Source organism: Bradyrhizobium acaciae, assembly GCF_020889785.1.
GTDB lineage: Bacteria > Pseudomonadota > Alphaproteobacteria > Rhizobiales > Xanthobacteraceae > Bradyrhizobium > Bradyrhizobium acaciae.
Genome location: NZ_JACMYK010000075.1, coordinates 25,462 through 35,756 on the forward strand (window position 1 = coordinate 25,462; position 10,295 = coordinate 35,756).

Sequence of the window (10,295 nt, forward strand, 5' to 3'; positions counted from 1 at the left end):
GAAAAAACAACGGGAGGATTAACGGATGCGATTGATCACTGCTGTCATTGCCGCACTGGCCTGGACCGCGCTTGCGGTGGCACCCGCGTCTGCGGCGGACAAGGTCGTGCTGATGCTGAACTGGTACGTCTATGGCGAGCACGCGCCGTTCTATTACGGCAAGGCCAAAGGCATCTATGCCGCAGAAGGCATCGACCTCGAGATCCAGGAAGGCCGCGGCTCGGCTGCGACCACGCAGGCGGTGGCCGCCAAGACCGCGGATTTCGGCTATGTCGACGTGCCGACGATGATGCGTGCGGCGGTGAAGGGCGCGCCCGTGATCGCCACCGGCGTGCTGCTGCAGACCAGCCCGATGTCGGCGATGGGCTTCGTCGACAAGAACATCAGGAAACCCGAGGATATCAAGGGCAAGACGGTTGCGATCACGCCGGCGGACTCGATGACCCAGATCTGGCCGCTGTTCCTGAAGAAGACCGGTCTGAAGGAAAGCGACTTCAACACCGTTGCCGGCGACGGCCAGACCAAGCTCAACGCCGTCATCAACGGCCAGGCCGATCTCCTGCTCGGCTATGTCATGGACCAGTCGATGAAGATCAAGGACGCCACCGGCAAGGACGTCTACCCGATCAAGTTCGCCGACTACGGCATCAACATGGTGTCGTCGGGGATCATCGCGAACTCGGACTATGTGAAGGCTAATGCCGATCTGGTCCGCCGCTTCATGTCGGCGACGACGAAGGCGGTGGAGGCCGCCGAGAAGGACCCGAAGGCGGCCGCGCAGTCGATCCTCGACGCCAACCCGAAGGGCGGCAAGATCGATACGTTGACGCAAGGCTTCGAGCTGACGATCCCGCTCTATCGCACGCCGGAGACCAAGGCCAAGCGGCCGTTCCAGGTCACCGACCAGAACATGACCGAGTCGGTCGATCTGATGGTCGAGTATGGCGGCCTCGACGCCAAAGCGAAGGCCAATCCGAAGGCGTTCTACACCAACGACTATCTGCCGAAGGGTGACTCGTGACCCACACTCAACTGTCGTCCCTGCCGAGTGCGCGATTGCGCACGGAGCAAGGACCCATAACCCCCGGCGTTAGTTGTTGCGGAATGTCTCTCCCCATGTGCCCGAACGAGAAGCCGCGGCGTATGGGTCCCTGCTTTCGCAGGGACGACGGGTGGAGAGAGGCGCGATGAATCCCGCAACCAGACTCGCTGACATCAACCAGCCCGCCGCGCATCTGCGCCTGGTCTCTGACCGCGCGGCAGGCGCCGCGCCGGGCATCAAACTGTCCGGCGTGTCGAAAACCTACCGCTCGCGCGATGGCGACGTGCCGTCGTTGCGGCCGCTCGACTTCACCATCAATGACGGCGAGTTCTTTGTGGTGGTCGGGCCGTCCGGCTGCGGCAAGTCCACGCTGCTCAAGATGATCTCGGGCCTGTTGCCGCCGACGACGGGAGAGGTGTTGGTCGATGGCGAGCCGGTAACCAGGCCGCACGGCAATGTCGGCATCGTGTTCCAGAACGCGCTGTTGCTGCCGTGGCGCAACATCCTGTCCAACGTCATGCTGCCGATCGACATGAAGCGGCTCGCCCGCGACAAATATCTCGCCCGCGCCAAGGCGCTGCTGAAGCTCGTCGGGCTCGAGGGTTTTGAGAAGAAGCTGCCCTGGCAATTGTCCGGCGGTATGCAGCAGCGCGCCTCGATCTGCCGCGCGCTGGTGCATGATCCCAAGATCATGCTGATGGACGAGCCGTTCGGCGCGCTCGACGCCATGACGCGGGAACGGATGAACGTCGAGCTGATGCGGATCCAGCGCGAGACCGGCAAGACGGTGCTGCTGATCACGCACTCGATCCCCGAAGCCGTGTTCCTCGCCGATCGTGTGCTTGTGATGACCGAGCGCCCCGGCGCGATCGCCGCGATCTACGACGTGCCGATGCCGCGACCGCGCTCGCTCGAGACCATGTCCGATCCCGTCTTCACCGAACTGGTGCAGCGGATCCGCAAGCATTTCTTCACGCAGGGGTCGCTGGACTAACACCCGAGCCTTCAATGTCGCTTCGCCTCAAAGTCAACGATATCGCGTTCTTCGAACGGCCTTTGGTGTTCGCCCGGCCGTTCCGTTTCGGCGCGGTGACGATCACCGCGTCGACGCAGCTGTTCGTGCGGGTCGTGATCGAGGTGGAAGGCAGGGGCCGCGCGACCGGCGCCGGCGCCGAAATGCTGGCGCCGAAATGGTTCGACAAGCGGCCGCATCTGACGGAGGCGCAGTCGCTCGACGGCCTGCGCCGCTCGCTTGCGATCGCGCGCGAGCTCTATCTGGCGAACCGGGATTTCGAGACCGCGTTCGGTCTGCATGCCAGCTGTCTCGGTCCGCAGGTCGCGGCTTGTGCCGCGGAAGACATTCCGGCGCTCGCCGCCGGCTTTGGCCCGGCCGAGATCGACAAGGCAATCCTGGATGCGTTGCTGCGCGCGGCCGGCGCGAATTTCTTCGACGGCATGGCCGGCAACATCGCCGGCATCGACGCGCGGCTGACGCCAGATCTCGAGGATGTGGCCATTGCTCAGTTCCTGTCGACGCGCAAGCGGCTCGACCGTGTCGCCGTCAGGCATACGGTCGGGATGGACGATAAGGTTGAAGGCGAGGGCGGCGTCGCCGACGCGAACGAGAACGCGGGGGCACGCTATTTCAAGCTCAAGCTGAACGGCGATCCCGCGCATGACGCGGCGCGGCTGGCGCGGATCGGCAGCGAGCTCGCCAAGCTGCCTTACGCCACCAGGACCACTCTCGACGCCAATGAGCAATATGCCGACCTTGCCGCACTGAACGCGTTGGCCGAGCGGCTCGACCATGACGCGGCGCTGCGGTCGATCGCCGCAAACCTGCTCTATATCGAGCAGCCGATGCCGCGCGATATCACAAAGGCCTCGCCGCTCGGGGGGCTCGCCACGCGCAGCTTCATCGTCGATGAGGCCGACGATTCCTACGATGCGTTCCCGCAGGCGCGGGCGCTGGGCTATCGCGGCATTTCCTCGAAATCCTGCAAGGGCATCTACAAGTCGATCATCAATGCCACCCGCGCGGCGGCGTGGAGCGCGGATGGCGACCAGTATTTCATCAGCGGTGAGGACCTGACCTGCCAGGCAGGGCTCGGTGTGCAGCAGGACCTTGCACTCGGCGCACTGATCGGCGTTCCCCATGCCGAGCGCAACGGCCACCATTACGTCGACGGCTTTGCCGACACTCCGGCTGACGAAGCTGATGCCTTCCTCACCGCGCATCCCGATCTCTACGCGCGTGCCGGCGGCAAGGTGCGCCTTGCGATCCATGACGGCGATCTCCTGACTGGATCGATCGCCGCGGCACCGGGCTTTGCCAGTTCGATCCATCCGGACTGGTCCACCATGCAGCCGCTCAAACGGCCAACACCACGCGTTTCGCAGGAGCAAGCAGTATGACGACCAAACGCCTCGGCCTGATCATGAACGGCGTCACCGGCCGAATGGGGCTCAACCAGCATCTGATCCGCTCGATCGTCGCGATCCGCGAGCAGGGCGGCGTGCAGCTTTCGAACGGCGACCGCATCATGCCCGATCCGATCCTGGTCGGCCGCGACGCCGACAAGGTCGGCTCACTGGCGAAGCGCTACAACATCGAGCGCCACACCACCGATCTCGATCGCGCGCTGGAGGACAGGGGCGATACGGTGTTCTTCGACGCCGCCACCACCCAGGCGCGGCCCTCGCTGCTGACCAAGGCGATCAACGCCGGCAAGCATGTCTATTGCGAGAAGCCGATCGCGACCAATCTCGAGGAGGCCGTCGCGGTGGTGAAGCTTGCCAACGCCAAGGGCCTCAAGCACGGCACGGTGCAGGACAAGCTGTTCCTGCCCGGCCTGAAGAAGCTCGCCTTCCTGCGCGACTCCGGTTTCTTCGGCCGCATGCTCTCTGTGCGCGGCGAGTTCGGCTACTGGGTGTTCGAGGGCGGCTGGCAGGAGGCGCAGCGCCCGTCGTGGAACTACCGCGCCGAGGACGGCGGCGGCATCATCCTCGATATGGTCTGCCACTGGCGCTACGTGCTCGACAATCTGTTCGGCGAGGTCGAGAGCGTGGTCTGCATCGGGACAACAGATATCCCCGAGCGCTATGACGAGAAGGGCAAGAAATACCAGGCGACCGCCGATGATTCCGCTTACGCCACCTTTCGTCTGAAGGGCGGCGTGATCGCGCATATCAACATGAGCTGGGTGACGCGGGTCTACCGCGACGACCTCGTCACCTTCCAGGTCGACGGCACCCATGGCTCGGCAGTGGCGGGCCTGACCGACTGCGTGATCCAGGCGCGCCAAGCGACGCCGCGGCCGGTGTGGAATCCGGACGAGAAGCGGATGCACGATTTCTACACCGACTGGCAGAAGCTCCCGGAGAATGTCGTCTACGACAACGGTTTCAAGGAGCAGTGGGAGATGTTCATCCGCCACGTCTGCGAGGATGCGCCCTACAAATACACGCTGCTCGAGGGTGCCAAGGGCGTGCAGCTTGCCGAATGCGCGCTGAAGAGCTGGAAGGAGCGGCGCTGGATCGACGTCGCCCCGATCGTGGTCTGAGAGAGGGCTTTTGTCATGAACAAGCCAGTCCTGCCGATCTCGTCGCTGTCGCTGAAGCTCCCCACCACGGGCGGAGGCCTCGAGATTTATCGCCTGGCAGCGTCGCGGACCTTTCCGGCGAAGCTCGAGGGGGCGCTGAACCGGATCGCGTTCTCGGCTGCCCACGTCGTTGCCGATCCGCGGGCCGACGTCGATCCCTGGCTGAGCGCTGCGATCGATTGGGACAGGACGATTGCATTCCGCGAGCACGTCTGGGACCTCGGCCTCGGCGTCGCCGAGGCGATGGACACCGCGCAGCGCGGCATGGGGCTGGACTGGGCGACCTCACTCGAACTGATCCGGCGCTCGGTCAAAGCCGCGAAGGCCAGAGGCAACGCGCTGGTGTTTTCGGGCGCCGGCACCGATCATCTCGCCGCGGAAGATGCCAGGTCGATCGACGACGTGATCCGTGCCTATGAGGAGCAGATCGCGGCCGTGGAGAAGGCCGGCGGGCGGATCATCCTGATGGCCTCGCGCGCGCTGGCGAAGTTGGGAAAGAGCGCAGAGGACTATGCGAGAGTTTACGACCGCGTGCTGTCGCAGGTCCGTGAACCCGTGATCATCCACTGGCTCGGCGACATGTTCGATCCGGCGCTATCGGGCTATTGGGGCACCGCCGATCTCGACAAGGCGATGGATACGGCGGTTGCGATCATCAACGCCAACGCGGCCAAGGTCGACGGCGTCAAGGTCTCGCTGCTCGACAAGCAGCGCGAGATCGACATGCGGCGCCGGCTCGATCCCCGCGTCAAGATGTACACCGGCGACGACTTCAACTATGCCGAGCTGATCGCCGGCGATGACAAGGGCTTCTCCCACGCGCTGCTCGGCATCTTCGACGCGATCGCGCCGGCCGCGTCCTATGCGCTGTCGCGGCTGGCCGCAGGCGATGAGGCCGGCTTCCATGACGTGCTGGGGCCGACGGTGCCGCTGTCGCGCCACATCTTCAAGGCGCCGACGCGCTTCTACAAGACCGGCATTGTGTTCATGGCCTATCTCAACGGGCATCAGGATCACTTCACGATGGTCGGCGGACAGGAAAGCGCGCGCTCGACCCTGCATCTCGCCGAGCTGTTCCGGCTCGCCGACCAGGCGGGACTGCTCGCCGATCCGGAGCTTGCGACACGACGGATGCAGGCCATCCTGGCCACACGCGGCATCGACGCCTGATGCGCGACTTTTCCAACGATCACCGCTGGCTGTCGCTGAACACGGCAACGGTCCGCAAGCAGGGCGATCTCATCGCGATCATCGACGCTTGCGCGCGCCACGGCATCCGCGCCATCGATCCCTGGCGCGACCAGGTCGCTGCCGTCGGCCTCGACCGCGCCGTGCGCGCGGTGAAGGACGCCGGGCTTGATCTGTCAGGCTATTGCCGCGGCGGCATGTTTACGGCCGACAATGCGCACCGCAGCGAGGCGCGGGACGACAACCGCCGCGCGGTCGACGAGGCGGCGGCGCTCGGCGCCTCCTGCATCGTGCTGGTGGTGGGCGGCCTGCCGCAATATTCGCGGCCGGGCAGTGCGGCCTCGAAGGACATCGCCGCCGCGCGCCGGCAGGTGCAGGACGGCATCGCCGAGATGCTGGACTATGCAAAGCAGGCCAAACTTCCGCTCGCGATCGAGCCGCTGCATCCGGCCTATGCCGCCGACCGCGCCTGCGTGAACACGACCAAGCATGCGCTCGACATCTGCGACGCGCTCGATCCCGGCCGCACCGGCGCCATCGGCGTCGCGCTCGACGTCTATCACATCTGGTGGGATCCGGAACTGAAGAGCCAGATCGCGCGCGCCGGCAAGGATCGCCTGCTCGCCTTCCACGTCTGCGACTGGCTGGTGCCGACCAGGGACATCCTCAACGACCGCGGCATGATGGGCGACGGCGTCATCGACATCAAATCGGTCCGCGCGATGGTCGAGGCGCAGGGCTTTGCCGGCTATTCGGAGATCGAGATCTTCTCGAATGACTGGTGGAGCCGGCCGCTGGACGAGGTGCTGGGGGCCTGCATCGAGCGGCACCGCTCGGCGGTCTGACCCGACCACCGGTTCGGTGGACAAGGCAAAGCGTGCCCGTTATTCCGGGGGCGTGGGTGTGAACGGCACCGAGAGCCGTTGAACGCCGCGGTCCGGACCTTCGGAGCACGACATGCGCTTGAGCCATTGCCATAATTTCCATGACTTCCGTGAACTGGCGCGGCGGCGGCTTCCCGGGCCGATCTTCGATTATATCGACGGCGGAGCCGACGACGAGGCGACGCTCCGGCAGAACACCGCGAGCTTCGAGCGGTGCGACCTGGTGCCCAACGTCCTGCGGGGCGTGGAGACCGTCGATCTCTCGGTCACGGTGATGGGGCAGAAACTGGCGACACCGTTCTATTGTTCGCCTACTGCGCTGCAGCGCCTGTTTCATCATCAGGGCGAACGAGCCGTCGCGGCGGCGGCATCGAAATTCGGTACGATGTTCGGCGTGTCCTCGCTCGGTACCGTGAGCCTCGAGGAATTGCGCAAGGCCTACGCGACGCCGCAGGTCTACCAGTTCTATTTCCACCGGGATCGCGGCCTGAACACGGCCATGATGCAGCGCGCCAAGCAGGCCGGCGTCAACGTCATGATGTTGACGGTCGACAGCATCACCGGCGGCAACCGCGAGCGCGACCTGCGCACCGGGTTCTCGATTCCGTTCAGGCTGACGCTCGGCGGCATGCTGCAATTCGCCATCAAGCCGGCATGGGCCATCAACTATGTCACCCATGAGAGCTTCAAGCTGCCGCAGCTCGACGAGCATGTCGACATGAGCGGCGGCGCGATGTCGATCGGGCGCTATTTTACTGAGATGCTCGATCCCGCCATGACGTGGGACGACGTCGCCGGGATGGTCCGGCAATGGAATGGCCAGTTCTGCCTGAAGGGCATCATGTCGGTCGAGGACGCCAAGCGCGCCGTCGAGATCGGCTGCACCGGAATCATCCTGTCCAATCACGGCGGCCGGCAGCTCGACGGCTCCCGGGCGGCGTTCGATCAGCTGGCCGAGATCGTCGATGCCGTGGGCGACCGGATCGATGTGATGATGGACGGTGGCATCAAGCGGGGCAGCCATGTGCTGAAAGCGCTGTCGTTGGGCGCCAAGGCCGTCGGCCTGGGCCGCTTCTATCTCTATCCGCTGGCATCGGCCGGCCAGGCCGGAGTCGAGCGCGCGCTCGGTCTGCTGCAGGCGGAGCTGGTGCGGGACATGCGGCTGATGGGGTGTTCCTCGATCAGCCAGCTCTCTCGGGCAAACCTGCAGTTCAGATAGCCGCCCGCCCAATCCGTATCGCGCTCACGAATCCCGATCGCTGTGCGTGATCTCGAGCGTGACGAGCCGCGCCAGCAGCGTTGCGGGATAGAGTTGGCCGAAGATCGCCTCGAGATTGCACAGGCTGCGCGCGATCGGGTGCAGCGGGGCGACGTCGCCATAGCCGGTGGTCGTCAGCGTCATGAAGCTGAAATAGATCAGTTGGTTCGCCAGCGCCGGACTGTCCTCCATCTTCATCCCGGAAAAGGCGTTCGGCAGCAGCGTGCCGATGAAGGTGTAGAGTGCCGAGAAGATCACGGCAACGGATAGGTAGAGCAGGACGGCGCCGATCACGCGGTGATAGGTGACGCGGCCCGGCGCAAATGTCGCGCGAGCCACCGTCACAGCGAGAGTGATGCCGACGATCAGCCACGAGCCGGCGAACAGATTGAGGTCGAGGATCGAAGGCGAACGCAGCCTCAGGACTCCGCCCGTGACGATCATGGCAAGCGCAACCAGCATCGCGGTGACGGCGATTGCGCTTCCCGACATCAGGAACACGCCGCCGACCAGGAAGAGCGCGAGCAGCAGCTCGAATATCTGGAATTCGAACAGGCCGAGGGCTTGGAGCGGGGCTATCACGAACATCATGATCATGATCAGGGCCGTGAGCACGGTCAGCAGGGAATCGCCCCAGCGCTTGCGCAGCTCGCCGATGCTCGTCCAATTGCGCCTCATTCCCGCCCCGTCATTCGGCACGGCATCAGGATGCCGGTGCCGAACATTGCTGTGCGCCGGCCGCAAAGGCAAGACGGGGGCCGGTGTCGCGCGCACCGGGCGGTGAAGATCGCGGGCAGGGTGCCTCAGGGGCTCGCGACCTGCTGCAGCGTGTTGAAGCGTGCCTTCTGCTCGCTGCTCAGCGTGGCGTAGAACCTGTCCAGCGCAGGCTCGATCAGCTGCGCGGCCTTCTGCATGGCCTCGAGCCGGTGCTGCATTGCCTCCAGCCGGCCGAGCGGGGTCAGCGGCACATCGTTCGGGCAAGCCGCCTGCAGGTCCGCAATGGCCTTCGTGGTCGCATCGCTCAGGCGATCGAGCGCTTCCTTCTGCTTGCCCGCTGGATGAAGCGAGGCCTCGATCCGGTTGATCGGCAATTGGGCCAGGTCGGATTTCGAATCGCCGCAATTTCCGGATTGCGCGGTTGCCTCCTGCTGTTGCGGCGAACGTTCGCCGACATGTGGACCGAGCGCATTGAAGCGGGCCTGCTGCTCGTCGCTGAGCGAGCCGTAGAAATTCGCCAGGGCGGGCCGCACGATCTTGATTGCATCGAGCGTTGCGCTGATCCGGTTCAGCATCGACCGCAAGCGGCCGGTTGGCGTCAATGCATAGCTTTCGGTGCAGGAGTCCTTGAAGACATTGGCAGCCTGCGCCGCGGCAGCCTTCAGATCGTCCAGCAAGGCACGCTGCTGCTGGTTCGGCCGTACCGCCCGCGCGATATCGGCAAGCGGCCAGGCCGTGACGCCCTTGTCGGGTTCACCACACAGCTGCTTGATGGCCTGCGGGCTCGTATCGGCGCGTTGACGGGATCGCGTGCGGCCTGCGGTCGCCGGATAATCGCCGGGCTCGATGCTTGCATAGGCGGAGTAGGGACTGTTGGTGTCCCAGAACACGGTGTCGACGAAGTCGTCATAGGCGTAGGCCCAATAGCCGGGGTCGTAGGCATAGGGCCAGAACGTGTAGTCAAAGATGTCCGAATAGGCGTAAGGCAGGAACACCGGGCCAAGCCACGCCACGAACGCCGCTCGGTGGCCGCGCCGCCAGGCATTCCGGGGCGCCCAGCCGCCTTGGCGCATCGCAAGCGCGGCCTGGCTTTGCGCGCCTGTCTGCTCGCGGAAGCGCGCGGCAAATCGCTCGCGCTGGGCCGCCTGCGTCGCGGCGGTGGTCGCGGTGGCGGCCCCAACCGTCGCTGCGGGTGCCAATCGCTGCTGCCGGGCAAGATCGGCCTGCTGTGAGCGCTGCTCGCGCTGCAGCAGGCGGTTCTGCGCCTGCAGGGCGCGGTCATGGACGCGTTGTGCGCGTGCACCCTGGACATTCTGCGACTGCAACTGCTGCACGCGTTGCTGCAGGCGATCGATCCGGGTTTGCCGCTCCGCGGTCTGGCGCGAGAGCGTGTCACGCTGCCGCTGCTGCACAGCCTGCTGGCGTTGCTGGACGAGCTGCTGCCGCTGTTGCGCGCGCTGTTGAATTCGCTCGGCCTGCGACGGCCGCTCGCTCAAGCGCGACGGTGGGCTCGGGCGTGATGGCGCGGCCACATGGGGAGCAGGGCGCTGCGGCGGTGCCCCACGACGGAATTCGGGTCGATGCGTTGCAACGCGTGGCGCGGC

10 protein-coding genes are annotated in these 10,295 nt (G+C 65.3%); 8 read left to right on the forward strand and 2 right to left on the reverse strand.

The genetic code is table 11. From position 1 onward, the window contains the following. Nucleotides 1-25: 25 nt before the first annotated feature. The 7 genes from H8A92_RS25010 to H8A92_RS25040 all read left to right on the forward strand — a co-directional run bounded on the left by H8A92_RS25010 (nt 26) and on the right by H8A92_RS25040 (nt 7,935). Nucleotides 26-1,021, forward strand: coding sequence for an ABC transporter substrate-binding protein (locus tag H8A92_RS25010; RefSeq protein ID WP_229198232.1), 996 nt, complete (start codon nt 26-28; stop codon nt 1,019-1,021). Nucleotides 1,022-1,187: 166 nt separating this feature from the next. Next, nucleotides 1,188-2,036 (forward strand): ABC transporter ATP-binding protein, encoded by an 849-nt coding sequence (locus tag H8A92_RS25015; RefSeq protein WP_229198233.1) that lies wholly within the window; start codon nt 1,188-1,190, stop codon nt 2,034-2,036. A 14-nt stretch (nt 2,037-2,050) separates the two neighbouring features. Further along, nucleotides 2,051-3,457 carry an enolase-like domain-containing protein gene (locus H8A92_RS25020; RefSeq protein WP_229198234.1) on the forward strand — a complete coding sequence of 469 codons (1,407 nt, stop codon included), beginning with the start codon at nt 2,051-2,053 and terminating at the stop codon, nt 3,455-3,457. After that, complete coding sequence (locus tag H8A92_RS25025; RefSeq protein ID WP_229198235.1) at nt 3,454-4,605, forward strand: Gfo/Idh/MocA family protein; 1,152 nt, start codon at nt 3,454-3,456, stop codon at nt 4,603-4,605. The genes H8A92_RS25020 and H8A92_RS25025 overlap by 4 nt, the downstream gene beginning before the upstream one ends. 15 nt (nt 4,606-4,620) lie before the next feature. Then, nucleotides 4,621-5,814, forward strand: coding sequence for a dihydrodipicolinate synthase family protein (locus H8A92_RS25030; protein WP_229198236.1), 1,194 nt, complete (start codon nt 4,621-4,623; stop codon nt 5,812-5,814). Further along, nucleotides 5,814-6,677: a sugar phosphate isomerase/epimerase family protein gene (locus H8A92_RS25035; protein WP_229198237.1), complete on the forward strand. Its 864-nt coding sequence runs from the start codon at nt 5,814-5,816 to the stop codon at nt 6,675-6,677. The genes H8A92_RS25030 and H8A92_RS25035 overlap by 1 nt, the downstream gene beginning before the upstream one ends. Before the next feature lie 112 nt (nt 6,678-6,789). Continuing rightward, the gene (locus tag H8A92_RS25040) at nt 6,790-7,935 is read left to right on the forward strand and encodes an alpha-hydroxy acid oxidase (RefSeq protein ID WP_229198238.1); all 1,146 of its coding nucleotides are present in this window, start codon (nt 6,790-6,792) and stop codon (nt 7,933-7,935) included. A 24-nt stretch (nt 7,936-7,959) separates the two neighbouring features. On the opposite strand, the gene H8A92_RS25045 is transcribed toward H8A92_RS25040, so the two are convergent. Then, nucleotides 7,960-8,652 (reverse strand): potassium channel family protein, encoded by a 693-nt coding sequence (locus H8A92_RS25045; protein ID WP_229198239.1) that lies wholly within the window; start codon nt 8,650-8,652, stop codon nt 7,960-7,962. 125 nt (nt 8,653-8,777) lie between these two features. Beyond that, nucleotides 8,778-10,025, reverse strand: coding sequence for a Spy/CpxP family protein refolding chaperone (locus tag H8A92_RS25050; RefSeq protein ID WP_229198240.1), 1,248 nt, complete (start codon nt 10,023-10,025; stop codon nt 8,778-8,780). 3 nt (nt 10,026-10,028) lie between these two features. Between H8A92_RS25050 and H8A92_RS25055 the strand changes: the two genes are divergently transcribed. Next, a complete protein-coding gene (locus H8A92_RS25055; RefSeq protein WP_229198241.1) occupies nt 10,029-10,211 on the forward strand; it encodes a hypothetical protein in 183 nt (60 codons plus the stop codon). Nucleotides 10,212-10,295: the final 84 nt, after the last annotated feature.